Origin of the sequence: Massilia paldalensis (assembly GCF_044901715.1) — a bacterium.
GTDB lineage: Bacteria > Pseudomonadota > Gammaproteobacteria > Burkholderiales > Burkholderiaceae_D > Telluria > Telluria paldalensis.
The window spans coordinates 481,702-496,120 of sequence record NZ_JBJCIU010000001.1 but is presented as its reverse complement, the minus strand read 5'-3'; the positions used below and the strand labels follow the sequence as shown (position 1 = coordinate 496,120).

General features: G+C 70.8%; 17 protein-coding genes. 12 read left to right on the top strand and 5 right to left on the bottom strand.

Annotated elements, in window-relative coordinates:
• Nucleotides 1-4: 4 nt before the first annotated feature.
• Genes ACI1V7_RS02230 through crtB form a run of 4 tightly spaced genes read left to right on the top strand, consistent with a single transcriptional unit; the run spans nucleotide 5 to nucleotide 4,963 of the window.
• The gene (locus ACI1V7_RS02230) at nucleotides 5-1,312 is read left to right on the top strand and encodes a glycosyltransferase (RefSeq protein ID WP_404530149.1); all 1,308 of its coding nucleotides are present in this window, start codon (nucleotides 5-7) and stop codon (nucleotides 1,310-1,312) included.
• Complete coding sequence (crtY, locus tag ACI1V7_RS02225; protein WP_404530148.1) at nucleotides 1,309-2,496, top strand: lycopene beta-cyclase CrtY; 1,188 nt, start codon at nucleotides 1,309-1,311, stop codon at nucleotides 2,494-2,496. The genes ACI1V7_RS02230 and crtY overlap by 4 nt, the downstream gene beginning before the upstream one ends.
• Before the next feature lie 8 nt (nucleotides 2,497-2,504).
• Nucleotides 2,505-3,995 carry a phytoene desaturase gene (locus ACI1V7_RS02220; protein ID WP_404530147.1) on the top strand — a complete coding sequence of 497 codons (1,491 nt, stop codon included), beginning with the start codon at nucleotides 2,505-2,507 and terminating at the stop codon, nucleotides 3,993-3,995.
• On the top strand, nucleotides 3,992-4,963 hold the full coding sequence (gene crtB, locus ACI1V7_RS02215; protein ID WP_404530146.1) for a 15-cis-phytoene synthase CrtB: 972 nt from the start codon (nucleotides 3,992-3,994) through the stop codon (nucleotides 4,961-4,963). Before ACI1V7_RS02220 ends, crtB begins: the two co-directional genes overlap by 4 nt.
• Here crtB and ACI1V7_RS02210 read toward each other — a convergent pair.
• A complete protein-coding gene (locus ACI1V7_RS02210; protein WP_404530145.1) occupies nucleotides 4,860-5,429 on the bottom strand; it encodes a sterol desaturase family protein in 570 nt (189 codons plus the stop codon). The two genes, crtB and ACI1V7_RS02210, sit on opposite strands and share 104 nt — an antisense overlap.
• A 98-nt stretch (nucleotides 5,430-5,527) precedes the next feature.
• Here ACI1V7_RS02210 and ACI1V7_RS02205 point away from each other — a divergent pair, with 98 nt between their 5' ends.
• On the top strand, nucleotides 5,528-5,938 hold the full coding sequence (locus ACI1V7_RS02205; protein WP_404530144.1) for a DUF2141 domain-containing protein: 411 nt from the start codon (nucleotides 5,528-5,530) through the stop codon (nucleotides 5,936-5,938).
• Here ACI1V7_RS02205 and ACI1V7_RS02200 read toward each other — a convergent pair.
• Together ACI1V7_RS02200 and ACI1V7_RS02195 are read right to left on the bottom strand one after the other, a co-directional pair.
• Nucleotides 5,925-6,125: a hypothetical protein gene (locus ACI1V7_RS02200; RefSeq protein ID WP_404530143.1), complete on the bottom strand. Its 201-nt coding sequence runs from the start codon at nucleotides 6,123-6,125 to the stop codon at nucleotides 5,925-5,927. The two genes, ACI1V7_RS02205 and ACI1V7_RS02200, sit on opposite strands and share 14 nt — an antisense overlap.
• Nucleotides 6,126-6,160: 35 nt before the next feature.
• Entirely contained in the window at nucleotides 6,161-6,601 is a 441-nt protein-coding gene (locus ACI1V7_RS02195; protein WP_404530142.1) for a GNAT family N-acetyltransferase, read from the bottom strand.
• 147 nt (nucleotides 6,602-6,748) lie between these two features.
• Between ACI1V7_RS02195 and ACI1V7_RS02190 the strand changes: the two genes are divergently transcribed.
• From ACI1V7_RS02190 to ACI1V7_RS02175, 4 genes are all read left to right on the top strand, one after another.
• On the top strand, nucleotides 6,749-7,429 hold the full coding sequence (locus ACI1V7_RS02190) for a DUF4336 domain-containing protein (RefSeq protein WP_404530141.1): 681 nt from the start codon (nucleotides 6,749-6,751) through the stop codon (nucleotides 7,427-7,429).
• Nucleotides 7,430-7,609: 180 nt separating this feature from the next.
• Nucleotides 7,610-9,157, top strand: coding sequence for an ATP-binding protein (locus ACI1V7_RS02185; RefSeq protein WP_404530140.1), 1,548 nt, complete (start codon nucleotides 7,610-7,612; stop codon nucleotides 9,155-9,157).
• Entirely contained in the window at nucleotides 9,154-9,846 is a 693-nt protein-coding gene (locus ACI1V7_RS02180) for a response regulator (RefSeq protein ID WP_404530139.1), read from the top strand. Before ACI1V7_RS02185 ends, ACI1V7_RS02180 begins: the two co-directional genes overlap by 4 nt.
• Nucleotides 9,847-10,042: 196 nt before the next feature.
• The gene (locus ACI1V7_RS02175) at nucleotides 10,043-10,525 is read left to right on the top strand and encodes an oxidoreductase-like domain-containing protein (protein WP_404530138.1); all 483 of its coding nucleotides are present in this window, start codon (nucleotides 10,043-10,045) and stop codon (nucleotides 10,523-10,525) included.
• 25 nt (nucleotides 10,526-10,550) lie between these two features.
• On the opposite strand, the gene ACI1V7_RS02170 is transcribed toward ACI1V7_RS02175, so the two are convergent.
• Nucleotides 10,551-11,246, bottom strand: coding sequence for a hypothetical protein (locus ACI1V7_RS02170; RefSeq protein WP_404530137.1), 696 nt, complete (start codon nucleotides 11,244-11,246; stop codon nucleotides 10,551-10,553).
• A gap of 212 nt (nucleotides 11,247-11,458) precedes the next feature.
• On the opposite strand from ACI1V7_RS02170, the gene ACI1V7_RS02165 reads away from it, so the two are divergent.
• Nucleotides 11,459-11,944 (top strand): DUF421 domain-containing protein, encoded by a 486-nt coding sequence (locus ACI1V7_RS02165; protein ID WP_404530136.1) that lies wholly within the window; start codon nucleotides 11,459-11,461, stop codon nucleotides 11,942-11,944.
• A gap of 170 nt (nucleotides 11,945-12,114) precedes the next feature.
• Nucleotides 12,115-12,723 carry a CHRD domain-containing protein gene (locus tag ACI1V7_RS02160; RefSeq protein ID WP_404530135.1) on the top strand — a complete coding sequence of 203 codons (609 nt, stop codon included), beginning with the start codon at nucleotides 12,115-12,117 and terminating at the stop codon, nucleotides 12,721-12,723.
• Here ACI1V7_RS02160 and gluQRS read toward each other — a convergent pair.
• Nucleotides 12,720-13,679, bottom strand: a complete 960-nt coding sequence (gene gluQRS, locus ACI1V7_RS02155; RefSeq protein ID WP_404530134.1) for a tRNA glutamyl-Q(34) synthetase GluQRS — start codon at nucleotides 13,677-13,679, stop codon at nucleotides 12,720-12,722. The genes ACI1V7_RS02160 and gluQRS overlap by 4 nt on opposite strands.
• A gap of 38 nt (nucleotides 13,680-13,717) precedes the next feature.
• Here gluQRS and ACI1V7_RS02150 point away from each other — a divergent pair, with 38 nt between their 5' ends.
• Complete coding sequence (locus ACI1V7_RS02150; protein WP_404530133.1) at nucleotides 13,718-14,407, top strand: SOS response-associated peptidase; 690 nt, start codon at nucleotides 13,718-13,720, stop codon at nucleotides 14,405-14,407.
• Nucleotides 14,408-14,419: the final 12 nt, after the last annotated feature.

Below are 14,419 nucleotides of genomic sequence, written 5' to 3'. Positions count from 1 at the left end.
GGCCATGGCCCACTTCGGCGTCGTCGCCCCCGCCTTCTACAGCCACTACAAGGCGCTGCAGGCGCTCGCGGGGGCCCTGGTCGCACGCGGCCACCGCGTCACCTTCCTGCACCGCCCCGACGCCGCCGCCTACCTCGACGATGCGCGCATCGGCTTCCATGCCGTGGGCGCCGGCACCCACCCGCCCGGCTCGCTGGACGCCGTCGCGCGCCGCGCCGCTAATCCGGGCGGTCCCCTGCGCCTGCGCCGCGTGATCGCCGACATGGCCGGCAGCACCGACATGCTGTGCCGCGAGCTGCCCGCCGCCATCGAAGCGCTGGGCATCGACGCCATCATCGCCGACCAGATGGAGGCGGCCGGCGGCCTCGTGGCCGACGGCCTGCAGCTGCCCTTCGTCTCCATCGCCAACGCCCTGCCCGTCAACCGCGAGCCGGGCATCCCGCTGCCCGTGATGCCGTTCGCCTACGAGGACAGCGAAAAGGGACGGCGCATGGTCGAGGGCAGCACCCGGGTCTACGACTGGATGATGGGCGCGCACGGGCGCGTGATCGCCGACCACGCGCAGCGCTTCGGCCTGGGCCCGCGCAGCGCCCTGCACGACTGCCTGTCGCCGCTGGCCCAGATCAGCCAGACGGTGCGCGAATTCGATTTCCCGCGCCGCGAAGCGCCCGCGCACTTCCACCACGTGGGTCCCCTGCGCCCGCTGGCCCAGGGTCCCGCCGCCGACCCGTACGCCCACGCGATGCCGGACGTGGCCGACGGCAAGCCGTTCGTGTTCGCCTCGCTGGGTACGATGCAGGGCGGCCGCTTCGGCCTGTTCGAACGCATCGCCAGGGCTTGCCGGCGCGAGGGCGTGCAGCTGCTCGTCGCCCATTGCGGCGGCCTGGACGCGCGCCAGGAAGACGCGCTGCGCCGCGCGGGCGCCACCTGGGTGTGCGCGTTCGCGCCCCAGCGCGCCGTGCTGGAGCGGGCCGACGCCGTGATCTCGCATGCGGGCGTGAACACGGTGCTGGACGCCATCGCCGCGCGCACGCCGATCCTGGCGCTGCCGATCGCCTTCGACCACCCGGGCATGGCGGCGCGCATGCTGCATGCGGGCGTGGGCCTGCATGCGTCCTACCGCTTCGCCACCAGCGGCACCATCGCGCGCAAGCTGCGGCGCCTGCTGGACGACCCCGGCTTCGCGCCGAAGCTGGAGGCGCTGTCCGGCGCCGTCGCGCGCGCGGGGGGCACGGCAAGGGCCGTGGACATCATCGAAGCGGCATTGCGGCTGGCGCCGCGTCAGGAGCGGCGCCAAGAGACGGCGGCATGACCATGGATACGCGCGCCTGCAACCACGACCTGGTGCTGGTCGGCGGCGGCCTGGCCAACGGCCTGATCGCCTGGCGCCTGCGCCGCCAGCGCCCAGGCCTGCGCATCCTGCTGCTGGAACAGGACGAGCGCATCGGCGGCAACCATACCTGGTCCTTCCACGACAGCGACCTGACGCCGGCCCAGCGCGACTGGATGGCGCCGCTCGTCTCGTGCCGCTGGCCGCGCTACGACGTCGTCTTCCCCGAGCTGGCGCGCACGCTCGACGGTGGCTATGCGAGCATCGCGTCCGACGACTTCGCGCGCGTGGTCGCGCCGGCGCTGGGCGACGCGCTGCGCACGAACGCGCGCGTACGCGACGTCGGCCCCACCTCCGTCACGCTCGAAGACGGCGAAACCATCGCGGCGCGCGCCGTGATCGACGGCCGCGGCATGCGCGCCAGCAGCCGCCTGGCGCTGGGCTGGCAGACCTTCCTGGGACGCGAAGTGGAACTCGCCGCGCCTCATGAGCTGACAGCACCAGTCATCATGGATGCCGCCGTCGAGCAGCAAGGAGGCTACCGCTTCGTCTACCTGCTGCCGTTCGACACGCGCCGCATCCTGATCGAGGACACGCATTACGTCGACGGCGCCGGCTTCGACGCCGCGCGCCTAGGCGCCAACATCGACGCCTATGCGCACTCGCGCGGCTGGCGCATCGCGCGCGTGCTGCGCGAGGAACGGGGCTCGCTGCCCATCGTGCTGGCCGGCGACATCGAGCGCTACTGGGACGACATCGCGGGCCAGCCCTGCGCCGGCCTGCGCGCCGGCCTGTTCCACGCGACGACGGGCTATTCGCTGCCGCATGCGGTGCGCCTGGCCGACCGCCTGTGCGGCCTGCACGGCTTTGACGCGCCCGCCGTGTTCGACGCGATCCGCGACGAGGCCCGCGATGCCTGGCGGCGCCAGCGCTTCTTCCGCCTGCTGAACCGCATGCTGTTCCTGGCCGGCAGCCCGCAGCAGCGCTGGCGCGTGATGCAGCGCTTCTACCGCCTGCCCGCCCCCTTGATCGCAAATTTCTACGCCGGACGCCTGAGCCTCGCGAACAAGGCGCGCATCCTGTCCGGCAAACCACCCGTACCGGTCGGCCAGGCCCTGGCCGCCGCATGCAAGATCCACCCTCGTCAGATCAGGAAACCAGAATGAATGCAAGAATGAGCGGAGCAAAAAAGGCCGTGGTCATCGGCGCCGGCTTCGGCGGCCTGGCGCTGGCGATCCGCCTGCAGGCCAGCGGCATGCAGACCACCCTGCTGGAAAAACGCGACAAGCCGGGCGGACGCGCCTACGTCTACGAGGACCAGGGCTTCGTGTTCGACGCCGGTCCCACCGTCATCACCGATCCGTCCGCCATCGAGGAACTGTTCGCGCTGGCCGGCAAGCGCATGGCCGACTACGTCGAGATGCTGCCCGTGGCGCCGTTCTACCGCCTGTGCTGGGAAGACGGCAGCCACTTCGACTACGCCAACGACCAGGAGGCGCTGGACCGCCAGATCCACGCAAGGAATCCCGCCGACGTGGCCGGCTACCAGCGCTTCCTGGCCTACTCCAAGGCCGTGTTCGAGGAAGGCTACATCAAGCTGGGCGCCGTGCCCTTCCTGTCGTTCCGCGACATGATCGCGGCCGGACCGCAACTGGCGCGCCTGCAGGCCTGGCGCAGCGTCTACAGCCTGGTGGCGCGCTTCATCGAGGACGAGCACCTGCGCCAGGCCTTTTCCTTCCACTCGCTGCTGGTGGGCGGCAACCCGTTCGCCACGTCCTCGATCTACACGCTGATCCACGCGCTGGAACGCAAGTGGGGCGTGTGGTTCCCGCGCGGCGGCACGGGCGCCCTCGTGCGCGCCATGGTCAGGCTGTTCGAGGACATCGGCGGACGCATCGAGCTGAACGCGCCCGTCGCGAAGATCGAGACCGAGGGCGCGCGCGTGACGGGCGTGCGCACCCAGGACGGCAGCCTGTTCCCGGCCGACGCCGTCGCCTCCAACGCCGACGTCGTGCACACCTATTCCGCCCTGCTGGGCCAGCACCCGCGCGGCGCGGCCGAGGGCAAGGCGCTGGCCGGCAAGCGCTTCTCGAATTCCCTGTTCGTGCTGTACTTCGGCCTGAACCACCACCACAAGCAGCTGCAGCACCACACCGTGTGCTTCGGCCCGCGCTACCGCGAACTGATCGCCGACATCTTCCAGGGCGACCAGCTGGCCGACGACTTCTCGCTGTACCTGCACGCGCCCTGCGTCACCGATCCGTCGCTGGCGCCGCCGGGCTGCGGCAGCCACTACGTGCTGGCGCCCGTGCCGCACCTGGGCAACGCGCCGATCGACTGGGAAGTCGAGGGGCCGCTGTACCGCGACCGCATCTTCGACTACCTCGAACAGCGCTACATGCCGGGCCTGCGCAGCCAGCTCGTCACGAGCCGCATCTTCACGCCCCACGATTTCCGCGACACCCTGAATGCCCACCTGGGCTCGGCGTTCTCGCTGGAGCCGATCCTCACGCAGAGCGCCTGGTTCCGCCCGCACAACCGCGACGCGGAAATCGCGAACCTGTACCTGGTGGGCGCCGGCACGCATCCGGGCGCCGGCGTGCCGGGCGTGATCGGCTCGGCCAAGGCGACGGCGGGCCTGATGCTGGAAGGAGTGACGGCATGAGCGACGCCGCGCTGATGCAGCATGCCACCGAGACGATCCAGGTGGGCTCGAAGAGCTTCGCCGCCGCCGCGCGCCTGTTCGATCCGGCCACGCGGCGCAGCGTGCTGATGCTGTATGCCTGGTGCCGCCATTGCGACGACGTCGTCGACGGCCAGGAACTGGGCTTCAATGCCGCACCGTCCCTGACGCACGATCCCGCGCGCGAGCTGGCCGTGCTGGAAGAGATGACGCGGCGCGCCTACGCGGGCGAACGCATGGCCGATCCTGCATTCGCCGCATTCCAGGAAGTGGCGCTGCAGCACGCCATCGCCCAGCGCTTCGCCTTCGACCACCTGGCCGGCTTCGGCATGGACGTCGGCCAGGCGAGGTACGAGACCATCGAGGACACGCTGCGCTACTGCTACCACGTGGCCGGCGTCGTGGGCCTCATGATGGCCTCGATCATGGGCGCGCGCGACGCTGCGGTGCTGGACCGCGCCTGCGACCTGGGCATCGCGTTCCAGCTGACGAACATCGCGCGCGACATCGTCGAGGATGCGGCCGTGGGGCGCTGCTACGTGCCGGCGCAGTGGCTGCGCGAAGCGGGCATCCCGCCGCACGAGCTCGGGGAGCCCCGTCACCGCGCCGCGCTGGCGCGCGTGGCCGCGCGCCTGGTGGACTACGCCGAACCGTACTACGCCTCGGCCACGCACGGCATCGCCGCGCTGCCGCTGCGCTCGGCCTGGGCCATTGCCAGCGCGCGCAACGTCTACCGCCAGATCGGGATCGAAGTGAAGCGGCGCGGGGAACGCGCCTGGGACGAACGGGCCGGCACCTCGCGCGCGACCAAGCTGCGGCTGCTGGGCAAGGGCGGCATCGACGCGCTCATTTCGCGCGTTCGGCGTGCGCCGCCGCGCGCTCCCGGCCTGTGGCGCCGTCCGGACGGCGCTGCGGCGCCCCGCCATGCAGCGCATGCAACTGCCGCTTGAGCTTGTCGACGGGCGGCGCGTACAGGAAGCCGAACGACACCGTGCCCTCCTTGCCCTGCACCGCGTGGTGCATGCGGTGGGCCTGGTACAGGCGCTTCAGGTAGCCGCGCTTCGGCACGTAGCGGAACGGCCAGCGCTGGTGCACGAGGCCGTCGTGGGCGACGAAGTACAGCAGGCCGTAGGCCGTCATGCCGGCGCCGATCCATTCGAGCGGATGGCGCCCTTCGGTGCCGAGCCAGATCAGCAGGATGGCGACGCCCGCGAACACGAAGGCGTACAGGTCGTTCTTCTCGAACCAGCCGGTGCGCGGTTCGTGGTGCGACTTGTGCCAGCCCCACCCGAAACCGTGCATGACGTACTTGTGCGCGACGATGGAAAACACTTCCATCAGCACGACCGTGACCACGACGACGAAGGCATTGAACAGCATGGCGTGTTGAACGAGCGACCAGAAAAAGAATGCCACCAGACTACCACAAGCGCCCTGCCGCACGGCTGGGCGCACACCCTTCGAAAGGAATCCGCATGCACTACCTCCCCCGGGCCGCTTCATCGACTGCTTCATTGACCACTTCCCTGCGCACTGCGCTGGCCCTGCTGGCGTTCGCCGGCGCCGCCCATGCCGCCACCGTCGAAATCCATGTCACCGGCGTCACGGCCGGCAAGGGCAAGGTCAACGTCGCCGTCTGCGACAAGGAACGCTTCCTGAAGCAATGCACGTACAGCGGCTCGGCGCCGGCGCGCGACGGCGACAACGTGATCCGCGTGACGGGCGTGCCGGCCGGGACCTGGGCCGTGCTGGCCTACCAGGACGAGAACGAGAACGGGGAGCTGGACCGCAACTTCGTCGGCATCCCCAAGGAAAACTACGGCTTCAGCCGCGAGGCGCGCGGCAAGTTCGGCCCGCCGGACTTCGGCGACGCCGCCATCGAGGTCGGCAGCGAGACGACGGTCGCCGCCGTCAAGCTGCGCTGACCGAGCGGGCGACGCCCGGCGGCTGCGGATGGCGGCGCTCGTCGGGCCGGGTCAGTACCCGGATGGCGGTCTCGAACGGGATGCCCATCAGGGCAAGGTCGCGTGCGGCGGAGCGTCCCGTGGCGGCCGCTTCGTGGATGGCGGCATCGATGAGCAGCGCCGTCTTGTAGTCGGATCGTCGTTCCATCCGGCGATCCTAGCATGCCGGGCGATGTCGCAGGGCTAATGGATGGGCAGCCGGCGCGGGAACGGACGGATGTCCTTCTTGAGGAAGCCGGCCACGCGCGTGTCGCTGACGAAGTCCAGCCGGGCGTAGAAGCCCTCGCTGGCGACGGTCGGCTGCAGCAGCACGTGCGGGATGCCAATCTGGCGGCAGTACTGTTCGATCTGGCCCATGAACCACTGGCCGCGGCCCCGTCGCCGCTGGCTGCTGAGCACGACGAAATCGGACACGAAGCAGAACTGCGGCTGCGCGATTTCAAGGCGTGCGATGCCGATGACCTTCGAGCCCGTCTCCATCGTCACCCATTGCACGCGGCCGCCCGGATGGTGGCAGCGCTCGGCCGCATCGGTATTGTCCCAGCCCGCATCCCTGCGGAAGGCCATCAGGGTCTTGTACGGAATCTGGGCGGGAAGGACCCGGAAGGTGATCGATGCTGGCATGCGAGGGCTCCTGGAAAACCACACAAGCTTAAAGGGCCGTTCGGTGTGCAACGTAACATTTGAAGACGAATTGTATCGAAGTGTATTTTCGGGTGGCGCGAGGCTCAATGCGGCGCGCGACCCGGTTTTTATTGCATAGAATGCACCATGCTAATCCAGATCGCACCCAATCTCTGGCATATGACGTGCCCGCTCACGACGGCCGGCCTGCCCCTCACCTCGCGCATGACCGTCGTGCGTTTCGCCAGCGGCAAGCTGTGGATCCATTCGCCGGTCCGCTTCGGCGCTGCCGTGCGCGAGCAGCTGGCGCGGCTGGGAGACGTTGCCTGGATCGTGGCGCCCAACAAGGCTCATCACATGTTCGCCGGCCACTGCCAGCGGGCGTTTCCCCAGGCCGCGCTGTACGGCGCGCCGGGACTGGCCGACAAGCGTCCCGACCTGGCCGGCATGCGCGCGCTGGGCGACACCGTCGAACCCGCGTGGGCGGACGAGCTGGACCAGGTGTGGTTCCACGGCCAGCCCTTCGTCAACGAAGTCGTATGGTTCCACAAGGCGTCCGCCACGCTGATCGCGACCGACCTGCTGCAATGCTGGGGCGGCAAGCTGGACTGGCGGGCGGCGCTGTACGCGCGCGTGACGGGGGTGCGCCACCACTTCGACGTGCCGCGCACCGTGCGCCTGGTGACGCGCGACCGCGGCCAGGCCGCCGCCAGCGCCCGTGCCGTGCTGCGCTGGCCGTTCACGCGCGTCATCACGGGACACAATGCCATCCTCGACCAGGGCGCCCATGCGGCCGTGGCAAGGGCGCTGGCCCGCTTCGGGCGCTAACATACAACCCCGTCGCCCCTGCGAAGGCGGGGGCCCAATGTCGCGTGCTTTGCCGATGTACAGAATACAGAAACCAGGCCCCTGCCTTCGCAGGGGCGACGCTCTGACGGTGACCTCCGGCCACGCTTGGCCTAGAATGGGCTGTCGCGTCCAACCCTGCCTACAACCCTGCCTACCGCCTTGAAATTCTCGATCGGCCTCCGTCTGTTCGCATCCGTCCTGCTGGCGATCCTGCTCGTCGCCGCGGGCGCCGTGCTGCTGCTGCGCCAGAACGTGCTGGCCGGCTTCGGCGACTATGCCGTCGCTATCGAACTCGATCGCCTGGACGAGCTGTCGGCCGCGCTGGCGGCGCGCTACCGGACCGCAAGCGGCTGGAGCTTCATCCCGGATGGGGACCGGCGCGGCTGGATCGCCGCCGAACTGGAGCGCCTGCAGCGCGTGCGCGAGGCGACGCGCATGCCACCCGCGCCCCCGGCACCGCCGGCGCCTCCCGCTCCACCGGAACCGCCCGCATCCGCTCCCGACGCCCTCGTGCCGCCCCTGCCCCCGCCGCCCGTCGCACGTAGCGCAACGGCACCGGCCCCGCCGCTTCCGCCGGCGGCGGCCGCGTCCGAACTGCCGCTGCCGGCCCGCATCACGCTGCTCGATGCCGACGGCGCCTGGCTGGCCGGCCGCCAGCCGCCGGCCGGCACGGCGGGCGGCCTGGCGCGCCGCCCCGTGCAAGTCGCGGGACGCACGGTGGGCTACCTGGCCGTGGCGCGCGGCGCGCGTCCCAGCGATGCGATGGCCATCGCCTTCCTGGAACAACTGCGCAAGAGCCTGTGGCCCATCGCCGCGGCGGCCGTGCTGGCGAGCGCGCTGGCGGCGACGCTGCTGGCGCGCCACTTCCGCCGTCCGATCCGCGCGCTGGCCGACGGCGCGGGGCGCCTGGCCGACGGCCGCTTCGACACCCGCCTGCCCGCCGCCCGCAGCGACGAGCTGGGCGAGCTGGCGCGCCACTTCAATGCGCTGGCCGAACGCCTGGGCGGCATGGAAAGCGCGCGGCGCCAGTGGGTGGCCGACACCTCGCACGAACTGCGGACGCCGCTCGCCGTGCTGCGCGCCCAGCTGGAGGCGCTGCAGGACGGCGTGCGCAGCGCCACCCCGGCGACGATCGACGCCATGCTGCGCCAGGTGCTCGCCCTGAACAAGCTGATCGACGAACTGTATGCGCTGGCGCGCGCCGACGTGGGCGCCCTCGACTGCCAGCTGGCGCCGCTCGACTTGTGGGAGCTGGCCAGCAGCCACGCCGGCGCCTTCGGCGAACGCCTGCGCGCGGCGGGCCTGGCGCTGGACCTGGGCCCGGCGCCGCCGGATGCCACGGTACTGGCCGATCCCGACCGCATGCGCCAGGTGCTGGACAACCTGTTCGAGAACAGCCTGCGCTATACGGCCCCCGGCGGCCGCGTGCGCCTGCATGCGCACAGCGACGGCCAGCGCCTGCAGCTGCACCTGGACGACAGTGCGCCGGGCGTGCCGGACGGCGCGCTGGAACACCTGGCCGACCGTTTCTACCGCGTCGACGCCTCGCGCAGCCGCGCCCACGGCGGCGCCGGCCTGGGCCTGGCACTGTGCCGCCGCCTGCTCGATGCGCAGGGCGCGAGCCTGCAGTTCTCCCACTCGCCGCTGCACGGCCTGCGCGCCACCATCGTCGTGCCGCTGGCGCGCCATGTCACGGAATCCGCATGAACGCTTCTCCGTCCTCCCGCATCGCCATCGTCGAAGACGAGCCGGAACTGGCCGACCTGGTCGCCGACTACGCGCGCGCGGCCGGCTACGCGGCCGAGGTCTTCCACGACGGCGCGCAGGCGCTCGCCGCGCTGCGGCGCGACCCGCCGGCCCTGGTGGTGCTGGACCTGATGCTTCCCGGCCTGGACGGCCTGGCGCTGTGCCGCGCGCTGCGCGCCGACGGCGACGTCCCCGTCATCATGGTGACGGCGCGCGTGGAAGAGATCGACCGCCTGCTCGGCCTGGAGGCGGGCGCCGACGACTACCTGTGCAAGCCGTTCAGCCCGCGCGAGCTGATGGCGCGCATCAAGGCCGTGCTGCGCCGCGCCGGACCGCCCGCATCCGCGCAGGCTCCCGCTCCCGCGCTGGCCATCGACGCGGCGGCGCATGCCATCCTCGCGCACGGCAGGCCGCTCGACCTGACGCCGACCGAATACGGCATCCTCGCGGCCCTGCTGCGCCGTCCGGGCCAGGTGTTTTCGCGCGCCCGGCTGCTCGACCTGGCGCGCGAAGGCGGCGCACCGCTCGACGCGTCCGACCGCACCATCGACAGCCACGTGAAGAACCTGCGCCGCAAGCTGGAGGGCGCCCTGCCGGGCCTGGAGCCGATCCGCTCGATTTACGGCGTGGGCTACCGCTTCGATCCGTAAATCCATTTTTTCTCCACATTCGGCGCGCATGCTGTGTCCATGGCCTGCCGCATCGTGCGGGCCGCACACGAGGAGAACCGATGAAAGCCATTCTGATCGTTCCGCTGCTGGCCGCGCTGGCCGGCTACGCCCTGCCGGCCGCCGCCGCGCCCGATCACGTCCCCGCCAAGGTCCACTGCAAGGGCGGCGAGGACAAGTGCCCGCCACCACCGCCCCCGCCGGCGCCCCCGGCACCGCCAGCACCGCCATCACCGCCCGCGCCACCTGCGCTCCCTGCGGGACACGCCTTGCCGCCGCCACCCGCACTCCCCGCGGGGCGCGCCTTGCCGCCGCCGCCCGCAGCGCCGGGCCCCGACTCGCCGCCGCCCCCGCCGCCTCCGCCGCCGCGCGACGGCGACCGGCAACGCTGAACGGCGGCATGGCGCTCGACGCGGCGGCGCGCGGGCGCTATGCTGGCGTCATGTCCGCTCCCGATCCGTCCGCGCGTCCGTCCGCGCATCCACCCGCGCATCCACCCGTTGATCCCCGTCCGCAGCCGCCGCGCGAGCCGCAGCTGGAAGACTGCTGCGCCAGCGGCTGCGTGCACTGCGTGTTCGACATGTACCAGATCGCGCTGGAGAACTACGAAGCGGCGCTGGCGGCGTGGCTGGCGCGCCATCCCGGCGCCGCCGACGCGTGAGCCGTCCCGTTCAGCGCAATCCCGCTCAGTACAATCCCGGCAACGCCCAGGTCAGTCCGACCGTGGCATAGCGTTCGAGGCCGCCGTGGCCCAGGCGCTGGCCCACGCCGGCATCGAGCGCCAGCCGGTCCGGGATCGCCTGGACGCTCAGCCCGGCCTGCGCATAATGGTGGCCACGCTGGAAGCCGTAGGTTTCCAGCGTCAGGGTGAGCGGCCCTGCCGCCGCCCATTCCGACCCCAAGGCCCACAACGCGCCGCTTTGCCGCGTCGCGTGCAAGCGCGTCCAGCCGGCATTCGCATGCACGCGCACGCGGTCGTCCAGCAGCGACACCGTCAAGGGCACCAGCACGGTGACATCGCCGGCCAGGCTGCTGCCGAAGCGGTACTGATCGGCGATCGTGAGGCCGACGGCCCAGCCGTTCGGCTGCAAGGGGCGGAACACGGTCTTTGCGTGGAGGGCGTGCAGGTGGTAGGCATCTGACGCATCGGGCCAGATCCGGCCAAGGCCGAGGCCCAGCTCCCAGGCACCGACGCGGCAGGCCGGCACGGCCCACAACTCGTCCTGCCCTTGCGGGCGCTGGGTCCAGGCCTCGAGCTGGCATGCGCCGGGATCGACGATCGTGGCATCGTCGACGACCATCGGGCGGCCGGCATGCGCGCCGGCACAGGCGAGCAGGCAAGCGATGCCGATGACGGAAGGGATAGGCGAACGCAGGGTCATGGATGCACGCGGGTCATGGATGCGAAGGGGGTCGAAAAAGTGCCCCGAGGATAGATTGCGTCCATGCCAACGTCAACATGCACCTCGGATCTCCAGGCCAGGGCCCGCGGAACGTCGTCGGGATGCGACAGCCGGTGCGTTCCCTGGCGAACAATCAGTCCTGCAGGACGTCCTTACAATGGTGGCATCGTATCCGACATCATGGAGTGGCTATGTTCGACATGGATCTTCCCTGGTGGGAATTTATTGTGCGCGGGGCGATGGTCTACCTGGCCCTGCTCCTCATGGTGCGCCTGTCGGGGCGGCGCACCGTCAGCCAGCTGACGCCGTTCGACCTGCTGGTGGTGATGCTGTTGTCGGAAGCCGTGTCGAACGGCCTGTCCGGTGGCGACGATTCCGTAGCCGGCGGCCTGATCATCGCCGCCACGCTGATCGCGCTCAACGCCAGCATCGGCATGCTGTCGGCCAACAGCCGCAAGATGGAAGCGATGTTCGAGGGCGAGGCCGTCCTCATCGGACGCGACGGCGTGTTCTTCGACAAGGTCTGCAAGCGCAACCGCGTCGGCCAGCTGGACATCGAGCAATCGCTGCGCCAGGCCGACTGCGCCCGCCACGAGATGCAATGCTCGTTCCTGGAACCGGACGGCAGCATCACCGTGCTCAAGCGGCCGCCGGCGACGGATCCTCCCCGTACCTGACGCCGCACATCCCGCGATGGCCAGCCTCGCTGCCTGCTCCCTTTCTCAGTGATACTCTCCAACGGGCATTATCTCAGCCGTATGGTGTGAGCCCGGCCGGACACCCGGTGCTAAGTTTGGATGGCACCCCAGGACGGGGTGCGCAGCACCATGTTCAACAGGAGGCATCCATGAAACGTGTTCTACCCATCCTTGCACTGGCGGCCGCGTCCAGCGTGGCCGCCCCTGCACTGGCCCAGAGCGGGGGCAGCACCTACCAGGCGGTCGCGGTCGGGGCGCTGGAGGCTCCGCCGAACGCCTCGCCGGGCTACGCCACCGTCGCGCTCGAGGTCCCGGGCCGCCAGTTGTTCGTCGACGCGATGTTCCGCGACCTGCTCGGCAGCACCACGGGCGCCCATGTCCATTGCTGCACCGCCGACGCGTTCACCGGCACGGCCCCGATCGCCGTGCCGTTCACCGGCTTCCCGACCGGCGTCTCGGCCGGGGAATACTCGGCCGCCGTCAACCTGGGCGACGATGCGAGCTACGACCCGGCCTTCCTGGCGGCCAACGGCGGCACGGCGGCGAGCGCCGCCGCGGCCCTGCTGGCCGGCATGAACGCCAACGAAGCCTATGTCAACTTCCACACCGATGCCTATCCGAACGGCGAAATCCGCGGCTTCGTGGTGGCCGCGCCGATCCCCGAACCGGCCGAGTGGGCGATGCTGGGCATCGGCCTGGGCGGGCTGTTGTGGATGACCCGGCGCCGGCGCCAGCCGGAGCCGGGGCTGGCCGCCTAGGCCGGCGGCAACAGCGTGGCGCCGCGCTCGGCAAGCAGCCTGGCCCAGGCCGGGACGGCTGCTTGCCAGAACGCGGCCAGCGACCCGGCCTCGATGGTGCCCAGGCCGAGGAAGCCGGCCGCCGTGGCCAGCGCGGCCACGGCGGTGGCCTCGCTGCCGCCGCTCTGCACGGCCGGGGCACCGGTCTGCTTGGAGAGTTTTTCGCCGTCGGCATTGCGCACGACGGGCACGTGCAGGTAACGCGGCGTCGGCACGCCCAGCAAACGCTGCAGGTAGATCTGGCGCGGCGTCGAATCGAGCAGATCGGCGCCGCGCACCACGTCCGTCACGCCCTGCTCGGCGTCGTCGACGACCACGGCCAGCTGGTAGGCCCAGTAGCCGTCCGCGCGCTTGAGCACGAAGTCGCCCGACTCGCTCGACAGCCGCTGGCGCACGGTACCGGCGAAGCGGTCGGTGAAGGCGATCTCGTCCTGTCCACTGTCGGGAACGCGCAGGCGCAGGCTGCGCGCGCTGCGGCCCGGCGCCAGCCCGTGGCGGCAGGTGCCCGGATAGATCGCGGCGCCGTCCGGTGCGAAGCCCAGGCGCGAATCGGCGATCTCACGCCGGTTGCAGCCGCACGGATAGGCGTGACTTGCGAGGCTGTCGTAGGCGGCCTGGTACAGGTGCTTGCGCCGGCTCTGCCACACGACCTCGCGGTCCGAATGCATGCCGAGCCAGTGCAGCTGGGCCAGGATCTCCTCGGCGGCGCCGGCCACGCTGCGGCCTTCGTCGATGTCCTCGATGCGGATCAGCCAGGTGCCCTGGTGGGCGCGCGCGTCGAGGTAGCTGGCCAGCGCGGCCACGAGCGAACCGGCATGCAGGACGCCGCTGGGCGATGGGGCGAAGCGGCCCACGTAAGGAGGCGAAGACGAGGTATTGCTCACTGCATCGGCATGGTCGGTGGAAGAAGGCGCCACCTTAGCATACCGGCCCACGCCGCTGCTATCATGCCCCCATGTGCGTCAATTACCGTCCCCCGCTGCCCGAGCAGCTCGACATGGTGCTCGGCATCCTCGTCGACCTCTACCGCGACCTCGACTGGCCCGGCGAGACCTGGAAGGATTACCAGGCGCCGATCCTGCGCCTGGACCAGGACCGCCGGCGCGTGCTGGACCTGGCCAGCTACGGCATGGTCCCGCGCCGCCATATTCCGCCCGGCGTCAAACCGTTCGACACGATGAATGCGCGCGCCGAATCGCTGGGCGAAAAGCGCTCCTACGCCCCGGCCTGGCGCCGCGCGCAATTGTGCGCCGTGCCGATGCAGTGTTTCTATGAACCGAACTACGAGAGCGGCCGCGCCGAGCGCTTCGGCATCGGCATGGCGGACGACGCGCTGTTCTACGTGGCCGGCCTGTGGCGCCAGTGGGCCGAGGCCGACGGCCAGGTCAGCAGTTCCTTCACCCAGATCACCATCAACGCCGACGAGCATCCGCTGATGCGGCGCTTCCACAAGCCGGGCGACGAGAAGCGTTCGCTGGTGATCCTGCCGCCCGACGAGGTCGGGGACTGGCTCGCATGCCGCAGTCCCGAGGCGGCGCGCAGCTTCCTGCGGCCGTTCCCGGCGGAGGCGATGAAGACGTGGGCGGCGCCGAAGGAAGCGAAGAAGGTGGAGGAACAGGGACCGGTGACGGGTTCCCTGTTCTGACGCTCCCTCGCC

Bases quoted from the DNA above. Each gene is read 5' to 3' on its own strand.
- ACI1V7_RS02230 (WP_404530149.1), top strand. From the start codon at position 5: ATGGCCCACTTCGGCGTCGTCGCCCCCGCCTTCTACAGCCACTACAAG.
- ACI1V7_RS02195 (WP_404530142.1), bottom strand. From the start codon at position 6,601: ATGCCAGCATCGATCACCTTCCGGGTCCTTCCCGCCCAGATTCCGTAC.
- ACI1V7_RS02200 (WP_404530143.1), bottom strand. From the start codon at position 6,125: ATGGAACGACGATCCGACTACAAGACGGCGCTGCTCATCGATGCCGCC.
- crtY (WP_404530148.1), top strand. From the start codon at position 1,309: ATGACCATGGATACGCGCGCCTGCAACCACGACCTGGTGCTGGTCGGC.
- ACI1V7_RS02170 (WP_404530137.1), bottom strand. From the start codon at position 11,246: ATGACCCTGCGTTCGCCTATCCCTTCCGTCATCGGCATCGCTTGCCTG.
- ACI1V7_RS02220 (WP_404530147.1), top strand. From the start codon at position 2,505: ATGAGCGGAGCAAAAAAGGCCGTGGTCATCGGCGCCGGCTTCGGCGGC.
- ACI1V7_RS02190 (WP_404530141.1), top strand. From the start codon at position 6,749: ATGCTAATCCAGATCGCACCCAATCTCTGGCATATGACGTGCCCGCTC.
- ACI1V7_RS02160 (WP_404530135.1), top strand. From the start codon at position 12,115: ATGAAACGTGTTCTACCCATCCTTGCACTGGCGGCCGCGTCCAGCGTG.
- ACI1V7_RS02180 (WP_404530139.1), top strand. From the start codon at position 9,154: ATGAACGCTTCTCCGTCCTCCCGCATCGCCATCGTCGAAGACGAGCCG.
- ACI1V7_RS02150 (WP_404530133.1), top strand. From the start codon at position 13,718: ATGTGCGTCAATTACCGTCCCCCGCTGCCCGAGCAGCTCGACATGGTG.
- crtB (WP_404530146.1), top strand. From the start codon at position 3,992: ATGAGCGACGCCGCGCTGATGCAGCATGCCACCGAGACGATCCAGGTG.
- ACI1V7_RS02165 (WP_404530136.1), top strand. From the start codon at position 11,459: ATGTTCGACATGGATCTTCCCTGGTGGGAATTTATTGTGCGCGGGGCG.